This window comes from Halomonas sp. 141, from assembly GCF_002810305.1.
GTDB lineage: Bacteria > Pseudomonadota > Gammaproteobacteria > Pseudomonadales > Halomonadaceae > Vreelandella > Vreelandella stevensii.
On the sequence record NZ_PINZ01000018.1, the window covers coordinates 22,872 to 45,924 of the forward strand.

Annotated in this window: 24 protein-coding genes; 2 read left to right on the top strand and 22 right to left on the bottom strand. The window is 62.2% G+C overall.

Annotated features, from left to right (window positions below; translation table 11 throughout):
• Positions 1–79: 79 nt before the first annotated feature.
• The 5 genes from CWI66_RS09905 to CWI66_RS09925 form a co-directional block, all read right to left on the bottom strand.
• Positions 80–523, bottom strand: a complete 444-nt coding sequence (locus CWI66_RS09905) for a universal stress protein (protein ID WP_016915442.1) — start codon at positions 521–523, stop codon at positions 80–82.
• Positions 524–537: 14 nt separating this feature from the next.
• Complete coding sequence (locus CWI66_RS09910) at positions 538–1,821, bottom strand: TRAP transporter large permease (protein ID WP_100731572.1); 1,284 nt, start codon at positions 1,819–1,821, stop codon at positions 538–540.
• 17 nt (positions 1,822–1,838) lie between these two features.
• A complete protein-coding gene (locus CWI66_RS09915; RefSeq protein WP_016915444.1) occupies positions 1,839–2,426 on the bottom strand; it encodes a TRAP transporter small permease in 588 nt (195 codons plus the stop codon).
• Positions 2,427–2,654: 228 nt separating this feature from the next.
• Positions 2,655–3,701, bottom strand: coding sequence for a TRAP transporter substrate-binding protein (locus tag CWI66_RS09920; RefSeq protein WP_016915445.1), 1,047 nt, complete (start codon positions 3,699–3,701; stop codon positions 2,655–2,657).
• A 218-nt stretch (positions 3,702–3,919) separates the two neighbouring features.
• The gene (locus CWI66_RS09925; RefSeq protein ID WP_232710829.1) at positions 3,920–4,513 is read right to left on the bottom strand and encodes a TIGR02444 family protein; all 594 of its coding nucleotides are present in this window, start codon (positions 4,511–4,513) and stop codon (positions 3,920–3,922) included.
• A 17-nt stretch (positions 4,514–4,530) separates the two neighbouring features.
• On the opposite strand from CWI66_RS09925, the gene CWI66_RS09930 reads away from it, so the two are divergent.
• A complete protein-coding gene (locus tag CWI66_RS09930; RefSeq protein WP_100731574.1) occupies positions 4,531–6,477 on the top strand; it encodes an ABC-F family ATP-binding cassette domain-containing protein in 1,947 nt (648 codons plus the stop codon).
• Positions 6,478–6,487: 10 nt separating this feature from the next.
• Here CWI66_RS09930 and dtd read toward each other — a convergent pair whose 3' ends face one another.
• From dtd to CWI66_RS09970, 9 genes are all read right to left on the bottom strand, one after another.
• The gene (gene dtd / locus CWI66_RS09935) at positions 6,488–6,925 is read right to left on the bottom strand and encodes a D-aminoacyl-tRNA deacylase (RefSeq protein ID WP_081138643.1); all 438 of its coding nucleotides are present in this window, start codon (positions 6,923–6,925) and stop codon (positions 6,488–6,490) included.
• Between the two features lie 47 nt (positions 6,926–6,972).
• Positions 6,973–7,134 carry a hypothetical protein gene (locus tag CWI66_RS18020; protein WP_016915449.1) on the bottom strand — a complete coding sequence of 54 codons (162 nt, stop codon included), beginning with the start codon at positions 7,132–7,134 and terminating at the stop codon, positions 6,973–6,975.
• 154 nt (positions 7,135–7,288) lie between these two features.
• On the bottom strand, positions 7,289–8,134 hold the full coding sequence (locus CWI66_RS09940; RefSeq protein ID WP_081194911.1) for a universal stress protein: 846 nt from the start codon (positions 8,132–8,134) through the stop codon (positions 7,289–7,291).
• Between the two features lie 131 nt (positions 8,135–8,265).
• Positions 8,266–9,081: a bifunctional hydroxymethylpyrimidine kinase/phosphomethylpyrimidine kinase gene (gene thiD / locus CWI66_RS09945; protein ID WP_100731575.1), complete on the bottom strand. Its 816-nt coding sequence runs from the start codon at positions 9,079–9,081 to the stop codon at positions 8,266–8,268.
• Between the two features lie 15 nt (positions 9,082–9,096).
• Positions 9,097–10,512, bottom strand: coding sequence for a TRAP transporter large permease (locus CWI66_RS09950; RefSeq protein WP_100731576.1), 1,416 nt, complete (start codon positions 10,510–10,512; stop codon positions 9,097–9,099).
• Positions 10,512–11,060, bottom strand: coding sequence for a TRAP transporter small permease subunit (locus CWI66_RS09955; protein ID WP_081194915.1), 549 nt, complete (start codon positions 11,058–11,060; stop codon positions 10,512–10,514). The genes CWI66_RS09950 and CWI66_RS09955 overlap by 1 nt, the downstream gene beginning before the upstream one ends.
• A 115-nt stretch (positions 11,061–11,175) precedes the next feature.
• Positions 11,176–12,039 (bottom strand): endonuclease/exonuclease/phosphatase family protein, encoded by an 864-nt coding sequence (locus CWI66_RS09960; RefSeq protein ID WP_100731577.1) that lies wholly within the window; start codon positions 12,037–12,039, stop codon positions 11,176–11,178.
• Positions 12,040–12,041: 2 nt separating this feature from the next.
• The gene (locus tag CWI66_RS09965) at positions 12,042–12,674 is read right to left on the bottom strand and encodes a thiol:disulfide interchange protein DsbA/DsbL (RefSeq protein ID WP_100731578.1); all 633 of its coding nucleotides are present in this window, start codon (positions 12,672–12,674) and stop codon (positions 12,042–12,044) included.
• Between the two features lie 115 nt (positions 12,675–12,789).
• Entirely contained in the window at positions 12,790–13,419 is a 630-nt protein-coding gene (locus CWI66_RS09970; RefSeq protein WP_081194921.1) for a c-type cytochrome, read from the bottom strand.
• Positions 13,420–13,724: 305 nt separating this feature from the next.
• Between CWI66_RS09970 and yihA the strand changes: the two genes are divergently transcribed.
• Positions 13,725–14,372: a ribosome biogenesis GTP-binding protein YihA/YsxC gene (yihA, locus tag CWI66_RS09975; RefSeq protein WP_081138598.1), complete on the top strand. Its 648-nt coding sequence runs from the start codon at positions 13,725–13,727 to the stop codon at positions 14,370–14,372.
• A 19-nt stretch (positions 14,373–14,391) separates the two neighbouring features.
• Here yihA and CWI66_RS09980 read toward each other — a convergent pair whose 3' ends face one another.
• The 8 genes from CWI66_RS09980 to CWI66_RS10015 form a co-directional block, all read right to left on the bottom strand.
• Positions 14,392–15,129, bottom strand: a complete 738-nt coding sequence (locus CWI66_RS09980; RefSeq protein ID WP_100731579.1) for an HAD family hydrolase — start codon at positions 15,127–15,129, stop codon at positions 14,392–14,394.
• Positions 15,130–15,144: 15 nt separating this feature from the next.
• Entirely contained in the window at positions 15,145–16,059 is a 915-nt protein-coding gene (locus CWI66_RS09985) for a tyrosine recombinase XerC (RefSeq protein WP_100731580.1), read from the bottom strand.
• Complete coding sequence (locus tag CWI66_RS09990) at positions 16,049–16,777, bottom strand: DUF484 family protein (RefSeq protein ID WP_100731581.1); 729 nt, start codon at positions 16,775–16,777, stop codon at positions 16,049–16,051. The genes CWI66_RS09985 and CWI66_RS09990 overlap by 11 nt, the downstream gene beginning before the upstream one ends.
• Positions 16,778–16,793: 16 nt before the next feature.
• Complete coding sequence (gene dapF / locus CWI66_RS09995; protein ID WP_016915460.1) at positions 16,794–17,627, bottom strand: diaminopimelate epimerase; 834 nt, start codon at positions 17,625–17,627, stop codon at positions 16,794–16,796.
• A complete protein-coding gene (gene lysA / locus CWI66_RS10000) occupies positions 17,627–18,898 on the bottom strand; it encodes a diaminopimelate decarboxylase (RefSeq protein WP_081138593.1) in 1,272 nt (423 codons plus the stop codon). The genes dapF and lysA overlap by 1 nt, the downstream gene beginning before the upstream one ends.
• Positions 18,898–19,023, bottom strand: a complete 126-nt coding sequence (lptM, locus tag CWI66_RS10005) for an LPS translocon maturation chaperone LptM (protein WP_081194929.1) — start codon at positions 19,021–19,023, stop codon at positions 18,898–18,900. The genes lysA and lptM overlap by 1 nt, the downstream gene beginning before the upstream one ends.
• Entirely contained in the window at positions 19,023–20,426 is a 1,404-nt protein-coding gene (gene argH, locus CWI66_RS10010; protein ID WP_100731582.1) for an argininosuccinate lyase, read from the bottom strand. Before argH ends, lptM begins: the two co-directional genes overlap by 1 nt.
• Before the next feature lie 119 nt (positions 20,427–20,545).
• Positions 20,546–22,990: a sensor domain-containing protein gene (locus CWI66_RS10015; RefSeq protein ID WP_100731583.1), complete on the bottom strand. Its 2,445-nt coding sequence runs from the start codon at positions 22,988–22,990 to the stop codon at positions 20,546–20,548.
• Between the last annotated feature and the right edge of the window lie 63 nt (positions 22,991–23,053).

Sequence of the window (23,053 nt, forward strand, 5' to 3'; positions counted from 1 at the left end):
CCGCCGCGTCAGGCTGCATTACCTGACGCGGCGGGTGTTGTTCAGGCGTCCCCTTCAGACAGCAGGATGCCGCAGAGGTTTACACCACTAGTGTAGGGCAGTGTGCCGCCCCAGCCACGCGCTGGGACACACTGCCCAACAGCAGGTTCTTCTCGCCATTGGTGCCCTGGGCGCCGATCACGATCAAATCGCACTCACGCTTGCGCGCAAAGCGCACGATGGTACGCGAAGGGCGCCCGCCCTTGACGAAAGCGCGCACGCGCAGGCTATCGGCACCCAGTTCGATGGCATGCGACTTGGCGTGCACCGCAATTTCGGTGGCGTACTCTTTCAAGGCATCGTCCGGCAGGTCCAGCTTGTTGGGCCGAACCATGGAGAGCGAGGCCTCCAGCAGGCTGTGGTGCTTGAACACGCACAGCAGGTAGAGCTCTGCGCCGGTGAGCATGTGCAGGCCAACGGCCTTCTCCAGTGCCTTGATGGCCCCCTTGGAGCCATCGACAGGAATCAAAATGCGGTTGAACATAAGCGCTCCTGTGGCTAGCGGAAAGCAAGGTCGCGCAGGAACAGCGCAATTTGCGGGAACATGATGACCAGAGCCGCGGCCAGGATCAGCATGAAAATGAACGGCGGCGTGCCGCGGATCACTTCCAGGTAAGGCCGCTTGAAAATCGCAATGGCGGTAAAGATGTCACACCCAAAGGGCGGCGTCGCCGAGCCAATGGCCACCTGCAGGGTGATCAGTACCCCCACCAGTACCGGGTCCAGCCCCGAAGCCGCAATCGCCGGTGCAAAAATGGGGGTCAGCACCAGAATCACCACGATGGGATCGACGAACATGCAGGCCACGAAGAAGGCGATCGAAATGGCCACTAGCACGCCCACGGGCCCCGCTTCGTTGATCCCGAAGGTACCCAGGATCGTCTGCGGGATCTGGGCAAACGAGATGATCCACGAGAAGCCGTTGCCTGCCGCCACCAGGATGAACACCACGGCGGTGATCAAGCCCGTGGACTTGGCAATGGTGAACATGTCCGGCAGCTTTAGTGAGCGGAAAATCACGAATTCCAGCAGGAAGGCGTACAGTACGCAGACCGCCGCCGCCTCGGTCGGGCTAAACACCCCGCCGTAAATACCACCGACGATCAGCACCGGAAAACCTAGTGGCCACAGCGCCTTTTGCACGGCCACGGCGCGCTCTTTCCAGCTGGCCTTGGGCTCGGTGGGCACCTTGTTGACGATGGCGTAAATAATGCAATACGTAGAGAACATGGCCAAAATCAGTAGGCCCGGACCGATACCAGCAATGAACAGCTCGGCAATCGACGTTTGTGATACCACCCCGTAAATAATCATGCCGATACTGGGCGGTATCAAAAAGGCGATGTCGCTGGAGTTGATGATCAGCGCCAGGGTGAAGGGATCTTTATAGCCAGCCTTCAGCATGCGCGGGCGTAACGGAGAGCCGACGGCCACCACAGTCGCCTGGGTAGACCCGGACACGGCACCAAACAGCGTACAGGAGACCGCCGTACTGACGGCCAGGCCGCCTTTGATATGGCCCACGAAGGTCATCACCATGTCGATCAATCGGTTGGCCGACTGCCCACGGGTCATGATGTCGGCTGCCAGAATGAACATGGGCACCGCAATCAGCGCGGTGGGGCTGATACCGCGCATCATCTGCTGGATGAGCGTTTCCATCTGCCCCAAGCCGCCGAAGCTCATGAAAAAGCCCACGAAGGCCGCGGTCATCAAGGGAATCATCATCGGGAAGCCGAGCAGCAGCAGCACGATCATGATGGTAATTATCGTTGCAGTCATGCGTGTTTCCTCGCTGCCTAGACTTCGGTTTCGGTGTCCTTGTAGCCGTCCACCACATGCGTGGACAGGTACACATCCTTCGAAAGCAGGTTAGTGATCGCCGTCATGACGTATTGAATGCCGGTGACGGCAAAGCCCACGGGCACCCAGACGTACATCCACCAGGCCGGAATACCTGTAGAGGGCAGGCTGCGGCCGCGGCCCATGATGGTGTCGATGTAACCAATCGAGAAGTAGCACAGCACGAACATCACTAGCGCCGTGAACAGGCTGATGACAATCATCAGCGCGCGGCGCCCTCCTGTGGGCAGCGCATCGTAGATCGCCGACATGCGGATATGCCGACCATGCCGAGCGGCATAGCCAATCCCGGCAAAGGTCACCAGCACGATCAGCATACGGTTGACCTCTTCGGAAAAGTGCAGACTCTCACCGAACACGAAGCGACCAATGACGTTGGCCACGGTATTGATCGCCATCAGAATGACGCCCGTCGCCAGAATCACGGCCTCCATTTTACTGATCCACGTATCAACGGTACCCAGCAGCCCAGGCAGCATAGAGCGATACTGTTTTTCAGCAACATCATCTTCGCTCATATCCATTGGAGTTGTTCCTCTCTGTTCCCGTTAAACTTGTCGGTCTACCTTGCTACTGTAGCGGCTTGAAACAACACACCATTCAACGCTGATTAGCCGCACCCGCATCACGGTAGATGGGTGTTTCTCTTCACAAAGGGGTGAACAAAAAAGGGGCAGCACTTGGCCACCCCTTTTGCTTTCACGCATTTGCGGGCATTGCAGGCATCACTCCTGCCAGGCCCTCGCCATGAATCAGTTGCTGGTCACGGCTTCGAGGTCTTCCTTGAACTGCTCGAGCAGTGCCGCACCGCGCTCGCCAGTCATCTCCACGAAGCGCTCTTCTACCTGGGGCGCACGCTCGCGGAAGGCTTGAATCTGCTCTTCATTGAGACGCGTCACGGTCACGTCATCCGAGGCGGCCTGGATTTTCTCCAGCGACTCGTCGGCCAAACCAGAGATATGCTCCATGGTGTGCTCGTAAGCCGCTTCCGTGGCATCACGCACCAGCTGCTGATCATCTTCCGAGAGGCCTTCGAAGAAGTCCTGGTTGGCCATCATGGCCGTGGTGAACCAGCCATGACCGGTGAACACCAGGTTGGGGGAAACTTCATACAGGCCGCCCGACTCGATCCAGAAGATGGGGTTTTCCTGGCCCTGCAGAATGTTGGTTTGCAGGCCACCGTAGACCTCACCCCAGGGCAGCGGCGTGGGGCTGGCGCCGAAGGCACGGTAGGTTTCCGCCAGCAGCGGGTTGGTCATGGTGCGGATGTTCTTGCCACGCAGCTCGTCTGGCGAGGTAAACGGCTCGTCGAGGGTGACGACCATCTCACCTTCTGGGTACATCTTGAGCAGCTCCAGCCCCTGCTCCGCATAGAGCTCCGGGAAGGTTTCATGGATCGCGGTGCTGGAGTTGAAGAACTCGATGACCGTTTCTTCATCGGTGGGCAGCAGGTAAGGGACGAAGAAGATTTGCGCTTCAGGGATCAGTGCGCCCGTGAAACCAGGCGACTGGTTGACGAACTGCAGAATGCCCGCCTGGGTCTGCTCCATGATGTCGTCAGACTCGCCCAGCTCGCCAAAACGATATACCTGGACGGTGTGGTCGGAGTTCTCTTCCACGTACTCCTTGAACGCCATGGCGAAGACGTCCTGAACGTCGCCTTCATACTCTTCGTGGGCATAACGCCAGTTATCTGCCTGCGCAGCAGCGCTTAGGCCCAGCAGCAGAGCACCTACGCTCGCGGACGTGATGAGTTTCGTGGTGAGTGAGCGGGTCGAAACAAACTTGTTTGGCTTCATACAGAGTTCCCTGACAGTGGTAGCGCGCTCCAAGAGTGCGCATGAAGTTAGTGTTGTCTGTCCAGTGCTGTCCTGATCAACCGCTAACACGCAGAAACGCTTTCACCTATCGATTAATGGCTGCTGGTGATTTATGGCTGCTGGATTCATTGCTGTGGGTTAGCGGGCGATTGCCACACAAGTGGTCACAGGTTATTCAAAAACAGCTTAATTTCAGGCTAGCGTGGTGATTTACAGTGGTCAAGCTGACTTGCCAGACATTCAAGCGCAGGGGAGATGCCATCGCATACGCGTGAACCACTCAACGAAGCGCTGTCAAATTTGGCAAAAAAGAGCCTATTCTGCAGCCAAATGCTACGATCTTGCATGCTATCATCAACTTCCTCCAAACGCTGTGAGACATACTCGGAAGCCTGCGCCCACTGCTGCCAACGTTGAAGATTTACACGCTCGGCCTGCAGCTCGGCAGTTTTGATGCTCTTGCGCAACGTATCGATGGCCTCATCCTCAGCCGCTTGAGGCTTCAATTCACGGCGCAGGTGACGTAACGGCTCGGTAAACTGGCGCTGCCAGTGCGCTCGCTCACGGCTAATATCGGCAAGCACCTCACGTTTGGCCTGGAGGCCGTGGCAATACAGCCATCCGTGAAACAGCAATTCGCAGACATCGACATCGGCGGCGTCCTGTAGCGTCAAGCACGCCTGCTCCACACCGGGCTGGGCGTAAAAGGCCAGCGCAAAATCCCACAACGAACGATGCTGCAAAGCCTGCTGCAAGTCCTGCAATCGGTTAGAATCCATGAATTTACCCACTGGTTTCGGGAGAAAGCATGATCGCACTGCGCCAAGTCGCCCTGCAACGAGGTACGCAAACGCTCCTGGAAAGCGCCGACCTGACCCTGCACAACGGGGTCAAGGCAGGCATCATCGGGGCCAACGGGGCGGGTAAGTCGAGCCTGTTCAAGCTGCTGCTGGGCGAGCTGGGCCCGGACCAGGGCGATGTAGAGATGAGCGGTGGCCAGCGTATCGCACACATGGCTCAGGAAGTGGAAGCGCTGGACCGCCCCATCGTCGAGTACGTGCTGGATGGCGATCATGCCCTGCGCCAGGCCGAAGCCGACCTGCTGGCCGCCCAGCAGGCGGGGGATGCCCACCGTGAAGCCGAGTTGCACGGCCTGATCGAGACGCTGGATGGCTACAGCGCTGCCTCGCGCGCCGCCCAGCTGCTGGTGGGGCTGGGCTTCATACAGGCCGACCTGCAGCGCCCGCTTTCCGATTTTTCCGGTGGCTGGCGTATGCGGGTCAACCTGGCCCGCACCCTGTTCATGCCTTCCGACCTGCTGTTGCTCGACGAGCCGACCAACCACCTGGACCTGGATGCACTGCTGTGGCTGGAGCAGTGGCTGGTACGTTACCCGGGCACACTGCTGCTGATCTCCCACGACCGCGACTTCCTGGATGCCGTGTGTGACCATATCGTCCACATGCATCAGCAGACCCTGGAGCTTTACCGGGGCAACTACTCACGCTTCGAGCGTACCCGCGCCGAGAAGCTCGCGCTCCAGCAGGCCGAAGCCGCCAAGCAGCAGGCGCGTCGTGAGGAAATAGAGCGTTTCATCGCCCGCTTCAAGGCCAAGGCGACCAAGGCTCGCCAGGCCCAGAGCCGCATGAAGATGCTCGAGCGCATGGAAGATATCGCCATGGCGCACGTGGACTCGCCCTTCCACTTCACGCTGCCCGCCGCCGACAAAACCTCTCACCCCCTGCTGGTGCTGGACCAGGCAACCCTGGGATATCGCAGCGAAGCGGCCGATGTCGCGCAGCTGGAAAAGGTCAATATCACCCTGCTACCCGGTAGCCGCATTGGCTTGCTGGGGCCCAACGGCGCGGGCAAATCCACGCTGATCAAATCGCTGACCGGCGAGCTGGCCCTGTTGCAGGGCAAGCGGGTGCCCGGCGAGCATCTGGCGATTGGTTACTTTGCCCAGCATCAGCTGGAAGGGCTGGACGTGACCACCACCCCGTTTGTCCACGTCCAGCGGCTCTCTCCTACCGCCAGCGATCAGGAAATCCGCAACTTCCTGGGCGGCTTCGGCTTCAAGGGCGATGACGCCTTCGGCGAGGTGGCGACCTTCTCGGGGGGCGAGAAGGCGCGCCTGGCGCTGGCGCTGGTGGCTTGGCAAAAACCCAACCTGCTGCTGCTGGACGAACCGACCAACCACCTGGACCTGGAAATGCGCGAAGCGCTCACTGAAGCGCTGGCCGCGTTCGAGGGCACCGTCATCCTGGTCTCCCACGACCGTCACCTGCTGCGCGCCACGGTCGATGAGTTCTGGCGTGTGGCCGACCATCGGGTCGAGCCGTTCGATGGCGACCTGGAGGATTATCGCGCCTGGCTGAAAGCACGCCTGGAAGAGAGCCGCCGCGACGCACGCAGCGAGAAGAGCGAGCGCCAGGGGCAGCAGCCCACCACTGACCGCAAGGCCGCTCGCAAGGCTGCCGCCGAGCTGCGTGAAAAGCTGCGACCCTTGAAAAAGGTTCGTGATCAGGCCGAAAAACAGATGGAGAAGGCCCAGGCGGCGCTGGAGGAAGTCGAAACCGTGCTGGCCGATGCCACGCTGTATACCAACAGCGCCCGCAAGGCGGAACTGACCCAGGCACTGGCCCGGCAAGCCGATGCCAAGGTCGAGCTGGAGCGCACCGAGCAGGCCTGGCTAGCCGCCGAAGAGGCGCTGGAAGCCATGGAAGCCGAACTGCTGGCCAGCGAAAACGCCTGAGGTTTTTCCGCTACCCTTCCAGCATGAAGGTCACCGGGCCATCGTTGACCAGCGCCACCTGCATGTCGGCGCCAAACTGCCCAGTGGCCACCGGTGGGCCCGCTTGCTGCGCGCGCGCCACCAGGTAATCGAATAGCCGCTCGCCTTCCTCCGGCGGTGCGGCGCTGGAAAAACCCGGCCGCAGCCCCTTGCGGGTATCGGCGGCCAGCGTGAACTGGGACACCAGCAGCAAGCCCCCCTGGGCCTGCTGCAGGTTATGGTTCATCTTGCCCGCCTCGTCACTGAACACGCGGTAATTCAGCAGCTTGTGCAACAGCTTGTCGGCATTAGCCTCGCTGTCGCCTCTTTCGACGCCGATCAGCGCCACGAGCCCGTGATCGATAGCGCCAATGGCCTGCCCCTCCACCGTCACGCTGGCGGTGGTTACCCGTTGAATCAAAGCCTTCACGTTACGGCTACCCTTGGAATGGCTGAAAGGCAAGAGTCTAGCGCAGTTCAGCGGCGCCCTAACAGGGCATCCCGAAAACCTTCGCCCAGCGGTTGCGGCTCGTTTTCGCCTTCCAGCTGGTAGTAGGCCCCCGCGCAGGCCGTCCAGATCATGTAGCGGAACACGCCACTGCCTAGCAGGATGTAGCGTTGGCCCTGGTCTTCGACCACACGGTCGAACTGCTAGCCGCGCTGTGGTGAACGGAGTGGATTGCTTGAGTCGCCGCGCGGTGTTTTCCTCCCAAGGCAGACGGAACAGAAACCCCTACGCTATACATGCCCATGTTATGCGTAAAGGTTCCGTACAACCAAAGGACTGGCGGCGCTACCAGGGGCGGCAGATCATCACATCGCAGTGCGGCTCGCTCAGCAGCATCTCGGTAAGCGGGTTGGGCTGCTGGGGTCGGCTGCGGCTTCCCAGCATCACCAGGTCAGGCGAATGGCGCTTGATATAGTCGCCGAGCACATCGCAGGGGTTGCCCGGCTCCAGTACCAGCTGCGTATCAGGCACGCCCTGCAGTTCGTCCATCAGGCTATCGACTTCGTTGTCCAGCGCCGTGCGCAGCCGGTTGACCTCATGGTCTCGCCACTGGGCGTAGAAGGCCTGATTACCCACCTCACGCTCGCCCGGCAGGCTCCAGGCATGCAGCAGGGTGATATGCGCCTCCGGGAAGCGTATCAGGGCTTCCTTGAGTGTCTGGCGTGCGGTCAGTGAAAAGTCGATGGGCACCACAATATGCTGCCAGGCCTGCGTAGGCGGGGTGAACGCGATGACCACCGGGCACGGCGCGCTGCGCAGCACGCGCATCATGGTGGTGCCCTGCAGTAGCTCCTTCTGGCCGCGCTTGCGATGCATACCCAGCACGATCAGCGATGCGTGACGCTCGTGGGCCTCGCGGACGATTTCCGCATGGGGCTCGCCCACCACGGTCTGGATCATCAGCGGAGGCAGCGCCAGAGCGTAGTCTTCACTTAAATCCGTCAGCGTGGCGCTGATATCATCACTGATGGCCTGCTCCAGGTCATGCAGGGTGCGATGCGGCAGATAAGGGTCGAGCACGTGCAGCGTGTTCAGGGAAGCACCTTGCTCCTGGGCAAGGCGCAGCGCGCGTGCGAACGCGGCGCGATTTTCCCGGGAAAGATCGGAGGCAAACAGCAGCGAGCGAGACATGGGCATGCTCCTTGGCCGAATAGCGCAGTCGGTTGGATGAAACGGGCACCCTTCAGCATGGTGCCCGTTTGCGCATCTCGCAAGCCGACTTTATCCGCGCATGCCCCAGATCAAGCTGCCCCCCAGCGCCGTTACCACCAGGCGTGGAAGTGGTGAACCGGCCCTCGCCCCTGGCCCACGTTGAGCCGCTCGCTGGCAGCCAGGGCGTCGTGCAACCACTGTTTGGCGGTGGTGATCGCCTCGATGGGAGCTTCGCTGCTTGCCTGAGCGGGCAGCCTCGCCAGGCACGCCGTGATCGCCGATGACAGCGCACAGCCGGTGCCGTGCAGGTTGTCGGTAGCAATCCGCTCGGCGGCCAGCCAGCGCTGGCCCTGAGGGGAGGCCAGCAAATCCGGACAGGTTTCGCCCCGTAGATGCCCCCCCTTGAGCACCACGTAAGGCGCGCCCAAGGCCACCAGCGCGGGCAGCAGCGACTCCATGTCCTCCAGCGACGCGGGCCGCGCGCGGTCCAGCAGCACTGCGGCTTCGGGGAGGTTGGGAGTGATCACATCCGCCAGCGGCACCAGAATATCGCGCACGGCGCGGATGCCAGCATCGTCCACCAGCACGTCACCGCTCTTCGCGACCATCACCGGGTCCAGCACGATCCAGCGCGGGCGACGCTGCTGCAGCACGTCGGCAATGGTCTGTGCCACGTCGCGGCTGGCCACCATGCCAATTTTTACGGCATCGATGTGCACATCGGCCAACAGGTGCTCCAACTGCTGGCGAATGGCCGCCACCGGGACGCCATGCACCCCGGCGACACCGCAGGTATTTTGTGCCGTCAGCGCCGTGATCACGCTAGTGCCATAGGTGCCCAGCGCCGAGAAGGTCTTCAGGTCCGCTTGAATGCCCGCCCCGCCCGAGGGGTCGGAGCCAGCGATGGTCAGTACGTTTGCAATCATGTCGCCAATCGCTCGCTACAGGACAGAGGGCAGCCAGGTGGCGATGCCCGGAAACAGCGCCAGCGCCAACAACATGCCCAGCTGCAGAATGATGAACGGGATCACGCCCTTGTAAATGGCCGAGGTCGGCACGCTGGCCGGGGTCACGCCGCGCAGGTAGAACAGCGCAAAGCCGAACGGCGGGGTCAGGAACGACGTTTGCAGGTTGACCGCGATCATGATGCCCAGCCAGATGGGGTCTACGCCCATGGCCAGCAGAACGGGCCCAACGATGGGCACCACCACGAAGGTGATTTCGATGAAGTCGAGAATGAAGCCCAGCAGGAAGATCACCAGCATGACCACCAGCGTGGCTCCAACGACCCCGCCCGGCATGGCTTCGAACAGCTCGGTGACCAGCTCTTCACCACCGTAAGCGCGAAACACCAGTGAAAACAGCGCAGCGCCAATCAGGATCAGGAACACCATGCTGGTGACCTGCGCCGTGGAGTGGAGTGTCTTCTTGAGCATCTTGATGCTCAGCTGGCGATTGGTCGCCGCCAGCACTAGCGCGCCAAACGCCCCTACCGCCGACGCTTCGGTAGGCGTTGCAAAGCCCCCCAGAATCGAGCCAAGCACCGCCACGATCAGCAGTACCGGAGGCAGCAAGCCTTTCAGCAGCAGCGGCCAGATGCTGCCGGTGTGCCCCAGCTCGGCCTTTAGAGCCTCACGGTCCGCCGCCGGTGCCGCGTCCGGTTTCCACCACGCCACCACCAGCAGGTAAATGATGTACACCCCCACCAGCAGCAGGCCAGGCACCAGTGCACCAATGAACAGGTCACCAATGGAGAGGGTTTTCGGGCTCCACACGCCCATGGAGAGCTGCGCCTGCTGGTAGGCGTTGGAGAGCACATCGCCCAGCAGCACCAGCGCAATCGAAGGAGGAATAATCTGCCCCAGCGTACCCGTGGCACAGATCGTGCCCGTGGCCAGCGCGGGCGAGTAGCCGCGCTTCAACATCGTGGGCAGCGACAGAAGCCCCATGGTGACGACCGTGGCCCCGACGATCCCCGTGGAGGCCGCCAGCAACATGCCGACGATGACCACCGCGATACCCAGGCCGCCGCGCAGCGCGCCGAAGGCCATGGCCATGGCGTCCAGCAGCGTTTCCGCCACCCGCGACTTCTCCAGCAGGACGCCCATGAGCACGAACAACGGCACCGCCAGCAGCGTGGCATTGGTCATGATGCCGTAAAGCCGGTTGGGCATGGCGTTCATCATGCGCGCTTCGAAGGGTACATCGACGCCCATGGACTGCAGCAGCAGCCCGATCCCGGCAAAGGCCAATGCGGTGCCCGCCAGCGAAAGCGCCACCGGATACCCCAGCATCAGGACGATACAAACCGCAGCAAAGAGTACCAGCGGCATCATGTCTAATAAGGTCGCCAGCACTAGATGATCTCCTCATGAGTAGGGGGCGTGGTGGTCAGTTTGCCGCGCAATATCAAGGTCTGGCGAATCAGTTGCGCCACCGCCTGCAGTAGCAGTAGCGCCACCATCACCAGCATGAGCGTTTTCAACAGATAAACACCGGGAATGCCGCCATCCGGCGAGCGCTCCAGGATGGCCCAACTGCTACGCACGTAACGGTAGCTACTGAACGCAATGAAGAGCGACACCGGAATCAGCAGCAGCAGCGTGCCCAACAGGTCGATCCAGGCCCGCCCACGCGCCGATAGGCGGCGATAGAAAATATCGACCCGCACATGGCCATCGCGCTTGAGAGTCCAGGCGGCGCCGAGCATGAACACTGCGGCATGCATGTACATCACCGACTCCTGCATGACGATGCTGTTGATGCCCAGCCAGTAGCGCATAATGACAATGGCAAACTGGACCAGCATCATGATGATCACCAGCCAAGCAATGGCTCGGCCAATCCCCTCGGTTACGCAGTCCAGCCAACGCAATAAACGTGGCTCTTGAGCACTCGTCGGCATAGCAGATGTCCCAGCATGAATAAAAACGGCCCAGAATCATCGCTGATTCTGGGCCTGACGTCATCCCTATTCACGGGATTAAACGCTTATCCATCCGTCTGGGCCGTACGTCTGGCTATGGGCGCCCATGGGTTTGCGCGTGCTCGGCCTCTGCCAGCGCACTGACGCAGGCTGCGGGCAAGGGCAGGTCGACCGCGATGGGCAAGTGATCGGAAAACAGATGATCCAGCACGCGCACTTCTGCGGCTTCCAGCGTTTGGGACAGCAGAATATGATCCAGCGCCCTACGCGGCTGCCAAGAGGGGTAGCTGAGCAGCGGCTTCACCGGATGTAGCGGCAACGACGTGCTGAAACGCTCGTGGGCATGCAGTTGATCCGGCGTACAGTTGAGATCCCCCATCACGACCACATGGCGCAGCGGCTGAATGATGTCGCTGAGGTAGTCCAGTTGGCGTACTCGGCCACGGTGGCTCAAGGCCAAGTGGGCCACGAAGATGTGCAGGGCATCGGGGCCATCGCCATAGCGGGCATGAATCGCGCCTCGCCCTGGCAGCATCCCGGGCAGCCGATGCTCTTCGATACGGCTCGGCACCAGCCGCGACAGCAGCCCGTTGCTGTGCTGAGCGAACTGCCCCAGGTTGCGGTTCAGCTGCTGAAAATAGTGCGGGAATTTTGCCTGGGCGGCGAGAAACTCCACCTGGTTGACACGGCTGGAGCGAAAGCTGCCGCCATCCACCTCCTGGAGGCCCACCACATCGAACTGCTCGAGCACGCTGCCCATCATCGCCAGGCGCTTCAAGCGCTGGGGATGCGGCAAGAAGTGTTGCCAGCTGCGGGTGAGGTAATGGTGATAGGCAGAGGTCTGGATACCCACCTGCAGATTGAACGTCAGCAGGCGCAGGTGCCCCCGCTCCAGCAAGGGAGCGGCGGGCGCCTGTGGTGAGCCCGCAGGCTCACCGGTAGTGCCGTGTTCGAGCACGGTTATTGAGCGCGCTCGTTACGCACTTTTTCCACCAGGGCATCGGCAATGCGAGGCATGTTCTCGAGACTGCCTGCGGTTTGTGGCGATACCACATAGCGACCATCCACCACGATGGCCGGAACCCCCATCAGGCGCATTTCACGCATGCGGCTGTTGGCCTTGTTGACATCGCTGCGTACGCTGAAAGCGGTCAACGCCTGCCTGGCTTCTTCTTCACTGACGCCGTAGTTGGCGAAGAACTCGGCAATATCGTCCGGGTCGGTCAGAGAGCGGCCATCCTGATGGATGGCATCGAAGAAGTCGCCATGCATTTCTTCTTCGATACCCAGCGACTGAGCGGCGTAGAAGGCCGTGGCGTGGGTATTCCAGTCACCGCCCATGGTGGCCGGCATGTGGATCACACTGACGTCGTCTTCCAGCGTGGCGTACCAGTCGTTGACATGCTCTTGCAACCGGTAGCAGTGCGGGCAGCCAAACCAGAACGCTTCGGTCACTTCAATTTGGCCTTCTTCCACCTGCGTGGCGACCGGAGACGCCAGCAGCGTGTAGTGCTGGCCTTCCACCAACTCCTGGGCACTGACCGTAGCGGAAAGACCTAGACCAGCCAGGGCGACCATCAACGTTTTCAACATAGCGAGAACTCTCCAGAATAAGCGAGCCAACAAGGGCGAGGCTAAGACCACCGCTTGCACAGGCAGGTTCCCCACCCTGCCGGTTCAGCGCAGGATGGGGCACGGCATCGAGCGCTTAGTTCAGGCCCAATACGTAGTTCGCAACCGCTTCCATGTCACGATCGCTCATCTTGGAAGCGATATCGCCCATCAGGTTGTTGGGGCTGTTGGTACGCTCGCCTGATGCGAAGTCCTGCAGGGTGGAGATGGTGTACTCCACGTGCTGACCCGACAGCGCCGGATAGACGGCACTGCCGATCCCGACACCGGTGGGCGTATGGCATGCGCTGCAGGCAGGAATGCCCTTGCTCATGTCGCCTGCGCGATACAGCTCTTCACCGCGGGCGAGCAGCTCGGCATCTTCATCGCTGGTTTGACCCAGGTTGGCGTCCTGACCGGCGAAGAAGGCCGCTACGTCCCAGGCGTCCTGGTCGGAGAAGTCGTCTACTTGACCTGCCATGGTGGGCACCAGGCGGTCGCCGTCACGAATGTCCATGATTTGCTTGGCCAGATAGGACATCTGCTGCCCGGCCAGGTTGGGGAAAGCGCCCGAAGGGCTGATACCCGCTTGGCCATGACAGGCGGCGCAAGTTTGTGCCATTTCGCGGCCTGCGGCCGCATCTGCGTCGGCTTCATAGTCCGTTTGGGCGTGAGCGGTGCCAACGGCACCCATGGTAATTGCCAGGCTTGCCAGTAACTTTCTCATTGCTATTCCACTATGCCGTTTGATTATTGACTGGTACGCACCCTGGGCGCTGCCCAGGCTCTGCACACTACCAGGGTCAGCTCCGCCGAAACGAACAACAGGTTGTTGGTCGCTGCTGGCTAGAACGCGATGGTACACTAGCGCCCCAGGTCGCAGTTATAAACCTCATGCATTATAACGAATCACCCAAGCGGCGGGAATGCAAGTCCATGTCTGCTTTTGGGGTAATTCGTCGCGGTACCTTGGCGATCCCTGCAGGATGGCTCGATGAGCCCTCTTTCATGTCTGTTTTCAGGAACACCATCATGTCTACCCTTCATGATAGCCCAGTCCCACGACTGAACTACCCTACTGCGCGATTCTTGATCAGCGCCCCCACGCTGGCCCTGTGCCCGGACGACACCGGCGCCGAAGTGGCATTTGCCGGGCGCTCCAATGCGGGCAAGTCTAGTGCCATCAACGCGCTGACCCAGCAGAGCGCGCTGGCACGCACCTCGCGCACCCCTGGGCGTACGCAACTGATCAACTTTTTCAGCGTGATGAACGATGAAAGTCGCCGCCTGGTCGACCTGCCCGGCTATGGCTATGCCAAAGTGCCGGAAGCGGTCAAGATCGAGTGGCAGCAGCACCTCTCCGAGTACCTGCGCGGCCGCTTCAGCCTGCGCGGCCTGGTCCTGCTCATGGATGTACGTCACCCGCTCACCGAATTCGACCAGATGATGCTGGAGTTCGCCGACCAGCGGGGCATGCCGGTGCATATTCTACTGACCAAGGCCGACAAGCTGAAGAAAGGGCCTGCCAGCGCGGCGTTGCAGAAGGTGCGTTCACGCCTGAAAGAGTGGGAAGACCTGGTCTCGGTACAGCTCTTCTCCTCCCTCAAGCGTCAGGGCGTGGACACGCTTTCCCAGACCCTGGACCGCTGGCTGCACACGCCCGAGGAAACCGAACACTGAGCGTGCGTCAGGTGCGTCTTCAACGGCGCTGCTCCAGCCAGGCAATCAGCGTTGGCAACTCCTTCACGTGGGCAATGCGATGCACTCGGGCGGGCAGCGCCTGATCGCCACGTTCGGCCACCCAGGCCGCGTGCATGCCCAACTGCTGCGCGGGCAGCACGTCCTCTTGCCATGAATCGCCCACATGCATGGCCCGGGCAGGAACGGTACCGAGCCGTTCGAGCGCGGTCAAAAACGGCTTGGGGTCCGGCTTGGGGGCGAGTAACTCACCGGCCGCAATCGCTATGGGAAAGTGGGCGGCCAGCGGCTGGCGCTTGAGATGAATGTTGCCGTTGGTGATGGCGGCCAGCCGATAGCGCTGAGCCAGCGCGGCCAGCAAGCCATCCGCCTCCGGGTGAGGCGTGACTTGCACCCGTAGACGGTGAAACTCGTTCATCGCGGCGGCGGCCCACAGCAGCGCCGCGCTGCGCGGTAGCCCGCTGGCCTCCAGCTGCGCTTCCAGCGCCCGTAGCCGCAGCCAGGTGAAGTCGCCGCGACGCTCGGGCACCTGGCGGGCCCACTGCTGGCGGCGCTGCAGATAGTCTGCCACGCCTGCATCGTAGTCCAGTGCCAGCGGCGGCTCCTGGCGGGCCGCTCGCCAGGCCGCCAGCGCCGTCAATAACCAGCGGTAGTGGCCCTCTTCAGTGGTGAGCATGACGCCGTGGTTGTCCCACAGGGTGTCGTCCAGATCAAAGGTGATGGCGTCTAACGTGACCATGTTTCGATTCTCACCTCAACTTTCACTCTCGCGGGAACGTCGTTTGGCGCGTGGGTGGGCAGCATCGTAGCTCTCGGCCAGATGCTGCCAGTCCAGCCGCGTGTAGACTTGGGTAGTCGATAGATGGGCATGCCCCAGCAGCTCCTGTACGGCCCGCAGGTCCTGACTGGACTCCAGCAGATGGCTGGCAAACGAGTGGCGCAGACGGTGGGGGTGAAGATGCTCTGGCAGGCCACGCAGTACCGACAGCTGGGCCAGTCGCTTTTGGATGCCGCGATGCCCTAGACGTCGCCCGCGCAGGCCGACAAACAGTGCCTGCTCTTCACTGGCAGCCACCCCGTCACGGCAGCCCAACCAGGCTTCCAGCGCCTGCCGAGCCCGGGCTCCCACTGGCACCTGGCGGGGCTTGCTGCCCTTACCCATGACCCGCACGTAGTGGCCCGCCAAGTGGGCGACATCCAGCGCAGCCAGCTCGGCCAGACGCAGCCCGCTGGAGTAAAACAGCTCCAGCATGGCCTGATCCCGCAGCGCCAGCGGCGTGCCATCGTGGGGCGTATCCAGAAAACGGGCCAGCGCATCGACATCCAGCGGCCGGGGCAAGTGGCTGGGCTGCCTGGGGGTGCGCAGCAGCGCGACGGGGTTGTCCGCCCGTACCTGGCGCTCCACCAGCGCATCGGCAAACCGAGAAAGCGCCGCTCGGCGGCGAGCCAGGCTGCGGGGCGCAAGGCCACGGCTGCGCTCGGCCCCCAGGAAGGCCCGCGCCAGCGCCGTGTCCCAGCCATGGGGCTGAGTGACGCCGCGCTGCAGGGCAAACTGGCAGAACGCGTTCAGATCCTGCCGATACGCGGCCACCGTCGCCGGGCTGGCATGGCTGGCCAGATGGGCCAGATAGCCCTCTATCGCCTGCGCCAGCGGAGAGTCACTCTCCATGGGGTACCGAACCCAGCGGCCCCAGGCGCAGCAACAGCCGAGCAACGATATCCCCCAGATACTCGGTAAACAGCGTATCCATGCTGGCGCGGTAGCACTCGGGGTCGGGGCTGGCGAGCAGCAGATAGCCCAGGGATTCGCCTGCGGAGAGCCGCGTAATCGCACAAGAGCCCGCCTTGCGCGGGGGCTTGGCATGGGGCAGCAGGCACTTCCAGTCGCTGACGCTGAGCTTGGCGCAGCGGCTGGTGCGACCATCCAGCAACGCCGCCAGGCGAGCACCGGCGTGCTGGTCCAGCACATGCCGGGGCGCTTGCGGCGGCGCGGGCTCTGCGTCACTCAAGGAGGCCGGGCACCACAGCGCCATGGCGGGCGTCTGGAAACGCTCGCTCAATTGGGTCGCCAGCGCTTGCGCCAAGGCATCGCGGTCTTCTGCTTCTACCAGGCTGAGCAGCGTTTCGCGCAGGCGGCGGTACTGGGTTTCGTTATGGCGGGCGGTTTCCAGCAGGTGCTCCAGGCGGCCCTCCGCCGTTTCGGCCCGCTGGCGCAGGTCGATGACCAGCCGTTCGAGCAGCGACACCGCTCCCTCGATATGCGGGTGCGGGACTTTCAGCTGTTGCAGCAGCCCCTCACGACCGATGAAAAAATCGGGATGGCGGGCCAGCCAGAACGCGACCTGGTCCGGGTCCAGCGTTTTACGCGGCTCAGGGGCTTGAGACATCACCGTTCTCCTCGAATCAGTTGAGTGATACCCGACCGTCGAACACTCGGGTAGCGGGCCCCACCATGACCAGCGAGGCTTCTGGGCCAGGCCACTCGATACTCAGCTGGCCACCCGGCAGGGAGACCTTGACCGGGCTTTTCAGCAGCCCCTGACGAATGCCACTAGCCACCGCCGCACAGGCCCCGGTCCCGCAGGCCAGCGTTTCACCGCTGCCTCGCTCGAAGACCCGCAGGCGAATCTCGTTGGGCGACACGACCTGCATGAAGCCCACGTTGACGCGCTTGGGAAAGCGAGGATGCGACTCCAGCAGCGGACCCAGCCGTTCGACGGGCGCACGCTCGACATCCTCGACCTGGAGCACGGCATGGGGGTTGCCCATGGAAACCACTCCAAGGGAGAGCGTTTCACCGTCTACCTCCACCTCGTGGAGAGGCTGGTCGCCGGTGGCTTCGAAGGGCAGCGTGGCCGGATTGAAGCGCGGCGCGCCCATGTCCACCCGCACCATGCCATCGTGCTGGACGTTGAGTACCAGCGGGCCGCCAGCGGTCTCCACGTGAATTTCGTGCTTGTGGGTCAGGCGCTGGTCACGCACGAAGCGGGCAAAGCAGCGCGCTCCGTTACCGCAGTTTTCCACCTCGCTACCGTCGGCGTTGTAGATACGATAACGAAAGTCCATGTCCGGGTCGCGCGGGGGTTCGACGATCAGCAGTTGATCAAAACCGATACCAAAGCGCCGATCCGCCAACTGGCGGATCTGCTCGTCGCGCAGGCGGGCACGCTGGGTGACCAGATCGATCACCATGAAGTCGTTGCCCAGCCCGTGCATCTTGGTGAAGTGCAGCAGCATCAGCGCGCCCCTTCCGGCAGCAGCGCTTCGCCCGCCCACAGGCTCTCCAGACTTTCCCGCGCACGCACCACGTGGTAGCGGTCACCGTCCACCATCACTTCCGGCGGGCGTGGGCGGCTGTTGTAGTTCGAGGCCATCACGAAACCGTAAGCGCCCGCAGAGCGCACCGCCAGCAGGTCGCCTTCGGCAATCGCCAGTTCCCGCTCCTTGCCCAGGAAGTCGCCGGTTTCACACACCGGGCCGACCACGTCGTAGGTGGCCGGCTCACGGGGCGTGCGGGTATCCACCGGCACGATGGCCTGCCACGCCTGATACAGCGCCGGGCGAATCAGGTCGTTCATGGCCGCATCGACGATGGCAAAGTTCTTGGTTTCACCAGGCTTCAGGAACTCCACCCGGGTGAGCATCAGGCCCGCGTTGGCCGCAATGGAGCGGCCCGGCTCGAACAGCAGCGTCAGGGTCTCGCCGCCTTCCCAGCGGGAGAGGCGCGCCAGCAGCTGGCTGGCGTAGTCGAAGGGCTGGGGCGGCTTCTCGTCGCGGTAAGGCACGCCCAGACCACCTCCCAGGTCCAGTTGGTCGATCTCGATACCCTGCTCGCGCAGGCGCTCCATCAGCAGCAGCAGGCGCTCCAGGGCATCCAGGAACGGGGCGGTTTCGGTCAGCTGTGAGCCGATGTGGCAATCCAGACCGGTCACACGCAAATGGGGCAGGCTGGCAGCCAGTTGATACACGTCCAGCGCATCATCGACGGGAATGCCGAACTTGTTGTCCTTCAAGCCGGTAGAGATGTACGGGTGGGTACCCGCATCGACATCCGGATTGACGCGCAGCGAGACCGGGGCGATTTTCCCCAGCTCACCCGCCACGGCGTTCAGGCGCTCCAGCTCCGGGCGCGACTCGACGTTGAAGCACTTGATCCCGACTTCAAGGGCCCGAGCCATCTCATGGGGCTGCTTGGCCACGCCGGAGAACACCACCCTGGCAGGGTCGCCTCCCGCCTTGAGCACCCGCTCCAGCTCACCCACGGAGACGATATCGAACCCGGCCCCCAGACGTGCCAGCAGGCCCAGTACCGCCAGGTTGGAATTGGCTTTCACCGCATAGCAGATCAGGTGCGGATGGCCGCCCAGCGCTTCGGTGTAGGCTCGGAAGTGGCGCTCCAGGGTGGCTTTGGAGTAGACGTAACAGGGCGTGCCCAGCTCGGCGGCCAGCGTCGTCAGCGGGACGTCTTCGGCATAGAGCACGCCATCGCGATAGTTAAAGTGATCCATTACCCCTCCTGCTCGGCGGCCGAATCGGATGTGTCGTCAGGCAAGTAGAGCGGCCCTTTCTGGCCGCAGCCCGCCAGCAGCAGAGCCACCAGCAGCAGCGCGCCGAAGGCAGTGGCCGCGCGCATCATGAGGCACCCTGGAGCGCTTTCAGCGCGTCACGGGCACGGTTGGCGGCTGCACGCACCTGGTCCGGCGCCGTGCCACCAATGTGATTACGCGCCGCCACCGAGCCCTCCAGTGTCAGCACCTCGAAAACGTCCTGCTCGATGATCGCGGAGAACTGCTGCAGCTCTTCCAGCGTCATTTCCGAGAGGTCTTTCTTGCTCTTCAGGCCGTAGGCCACGGAGAGGCCGACAATTTCATGAGCATCACGGAAAGCCACGCCCTTGCGTACCAGATAGTCGGCCAGGTCGGTGGCGGTCGAGAATCCACGCCGCGCCGCCTCGTACATGCTGTCTTTCTTCGGCTCGATGGCGGGCACCATGTCGGCAAAGGCTTTCAGGCAGTCGCGCACGGTATCGACGGCATCGAACAGCGGCTCCTTGTCTTCCTGGTTATCCTTGTTGTAGGCCAGTGGCTGGGACTTCATCAGCGTCAACAGCGCCATCAGGTGGCCATACACGCGGCCTGTCTTGCCACGCACCAGCTCGGGTACGTCGGGGTTTTTCTTCTGCGGCATGATCGAGGAGCCGGTGCAGAAGCGGTCAGGCAGGTCGATGAAATTGAACTGCGCGCTGGTCCACAGCACCAGCTCTTCGCTCATGCGCGAGAGGTGCATCAGCAGGATACTGGCGAAGCTGGTGAATTCGATGGCAAAGTCGCGATCCGACACGGCATCCAGTGAGTTTTCCGATGGGCGCTCGAAGCCCAGCAGCTCGGCGGTCACGTGGCGGTCGATGGGGTACGTGGTGCCCGCCAACGCTGCCGAACCCAGCGGCATCACGTTGACCCGCTTGCGGCAATCCAGCAGGCGCTCGTGATCGCGGGCCAGCATTTCCTGCCAGGCCAGCAGGTGGTGGCCGAAAGTGACCGGCTGTGCCGTCTGCAGGTGGGTAAAGCCAGGCATGATGGTATCGGCTTCCCGCTCGGCCAGCGTGATCATGCCATCGCGCAGCCTTGTCAGTTCGGCCTCGATCACATCGATTTCATCACGCATGAACAGGCGAATATCGGTGGCCACCTGGTCGTTGCGCGAACGGCCGGTGTGCAGTTTCTTACCAGTGATGCCGATCTTGTCGGTCAGCCGCGCTTCGATGTTCATGTGCACGTCTTCCAACGGCACCGACCACTGGAACTCGCCGCGCTCGATCTCGCCCTGAATCTCGGTCAGGCCATTGATGATGGCGTCACGCTCGTCCTCGGTGAGTACCCCCACCCGCGCCAGCATGGTAGCGTGGGCAATCGAGCCCTGGATATCCTGGCGCGCCAAGCGCTGGTCGAAATTCACAGACGCAGTGAAGCGTGCGACAAAGGCATCGGTAGGCTCGCTGAAGCGGCCGCCCCAGGACTGATTCGTAGCTTGGCTCATCGGTGATATATCCTGCTGACAAAACTAAAGGAGTCGTTACCGGAAAGTGTACCAGAGTCACCCCGCCGAGCGGCATGCCGTTTTAGCACTCTGCTCAGTGTGCTCGGCAGCCCTCACCTTCACGGCCGTTCAGCAGGGGCATCCAGGAAGCCAAGCGGCGTGCGCAAGAAGTCTTTCAGCGCCGCCAGGCTCATCGGGCGGGCGAAGTAGTAGCCCTGAAAATGGTCGCACTGGAGCTGGCGGAGGTAGGCAAACTGTTCGCCCGTTTCCACCCCCTCGACCAGCACTTCAAGGCCGAGCTTGTCGGCCATGGTCACCACCCCCTCGACGATAGCGGCGTCGCGGGTATCGTTGGCCACATCACGTATGAAGGAGTGATCCACCTTCAGCTTGTTGATCGGCAAGCGCTTGAGGTAACTGAGGCTGGAGAACCCGGTACCAAAGTCATCCAGCGCAATGTGTACGCCCAGCCGCCGAATGGCGCTCAATGCCTGGATGGTGGTTTCGGCGCTATCCATCAACACCCCTTCGGTCAGTTCCACCTCCAGCAACCCCGGCGGCAAGCCACTGTCGGCCAGCACCTGCTCTAGCGAATTGAGAAACCCCGGGCGCTGAAACTGCATCGGCGAGACGTTGATGGCCACGGTGATTGGGGTGTCGTTCAGCGCATTGAGTTCCAGCGCATCGCGGCATGCGGTGGCCAGCACCCACTCGCTGATCGGAATGATCTGGCCCGTGTCTTCGGCCAGGCTGATGAACTGGGTAGGCGGGATATTGCCCCGCACCGGGTGATGCCAGCGAATCAGCGCCTCGACCCCCGCCACTCGCCCACGGTGATCGATTTGCGGCTGGTAGTGGAGCTCGAACTGGCGCTGCTCGATGGCTTGCTGCAGTGCATGACGCAGATTGACGCGCTCGGTCACCTTGCGGTTCAGTTCGTCGGTGTACCACTGGAAGGTGTTGCGCCCCCGCCGCTTCGCCTTGTACATGGCGAGGTCGGCTTGCTGAATGAGCTGGCGCGGCTCCTTGATGGTGCCGTCGTCGGTGGCAATGCCAATGCTGGCGGTCATGCGCAGCTCGCTGCCGCGATACCAATAAGGTGCCGACACCCGGGCCAGCAGCCGCTCGACCACCTGCAACACATCGTGCTCATGGGCGAGGTCCGGCAACAGCACGATAAACTCGTCACCACCAAAGCGCGCCACGGTATCCCAGGGCCGCAGCTCTCCCTCCAGCCGCTTGGCCACTTCCAACAGCATGAAGTCGCCCACTTCGTGACCCAGAGTGTCGTTGATGGGCTTGAAATCATCGAGGTCGATAAACAGTACGGCCAAATAACGGTGATAACGCTTGGCCAGCAGGCACCCCTGGGCCAGCCGCTGATCCAGCAGCAGCCGGTTGGGCAGCCCTGTCAACGCATCATGGTTGGCGTTATGACTCAGCTGGGCCTGATACTCGCGCTGGGCGGTAATGTCGTTTTGAGCGCCGATGAAATGGGTCACCACGCCGTCGTCGTCACGCACGGGGGAAATGTACAGATCGTTCCAGAATGGCGCGCCGTTGCGGCGATAGTTGCGGATCACCACGTGCACGTCCCGCTGCTCCTGGATGCCCTTGCGTAACAGTGCCAGCGTTACCGAATCCGTCTCTTCGCCCTGCAGGAAGCGACCGTTGCGCCCCAGCGCCGCATCCCTGGAGTAACCGGTGATGCGCTCGAAGGCGGCATTCACGTAGACCATCGGCAGGTCCGGCTGCTGCGCATCGACGATCACCACACCGTTGGTGCTGGACTCCACGCTGCGCTCCAGCAGGGTCAACTGGCGTTCGGTAGCCTTGCGCTGGGTAATGTCCTGGCTAGAGCCCTGAACCTGAATGATCTGCCCCTGCTCATCGCGCACGGCTCGGCCAATGGCACGCACCCAGCGCCGCTGCCCTTGGCGGGTGATGACTTCATACTCGCCGTCGAAGCTGACACCCTCCGCCGCACAGGCCTGAAAATCGCGCTTGAGCCGCTCACGGGACGTCGGCGCGTAGAATGCAAACGCCTCGTCCGTGGAAGGTTGAAACCTGGCAGGCATGCCGTGGATATGACACAGCTCATCGGACCACACCGGCACATTGTTGACCGTATCGACATACCAGCCACCGATATGAGCGGTTTCACCGGCAATCCTGAACAACCGTTGGTTACGTCTTAGCTGCTTCTCTACCGTCTTGCGCTGGGTAATATCCCGAGCAATGACGTAGATCACCCGATCGCCGGTAGAGACGGTGACTTCGATCCACACCCGGCGCCCATCGGCGGTCAGTGCACACACCGAAAAGGCGTCGAGCTTGTCGCCACGACACAGCCGCGCCAGGGCCTCCTCGATGGCCGGATGGTCACGGGGCTCCACCACGACGCCGCAGGGCTTGCCCAGTAGCGCCGACGCCTCATAGCCCAGCAAGGTCTCGAAGCGTGGGTTGACGCTGAGCAGCTTGCCCGCAAAGTCGATGCAGCAGAACAAGTCCTGGGAAAGCAGGAAGAACTGGTCTAACTTGCCTTGCGGTTCATCAACGGACATGGGCATTCCAGGCAGGGTTGGGCGCATCTCGTGCGAGTCTTGAATGTACCGGTTATTTTTACT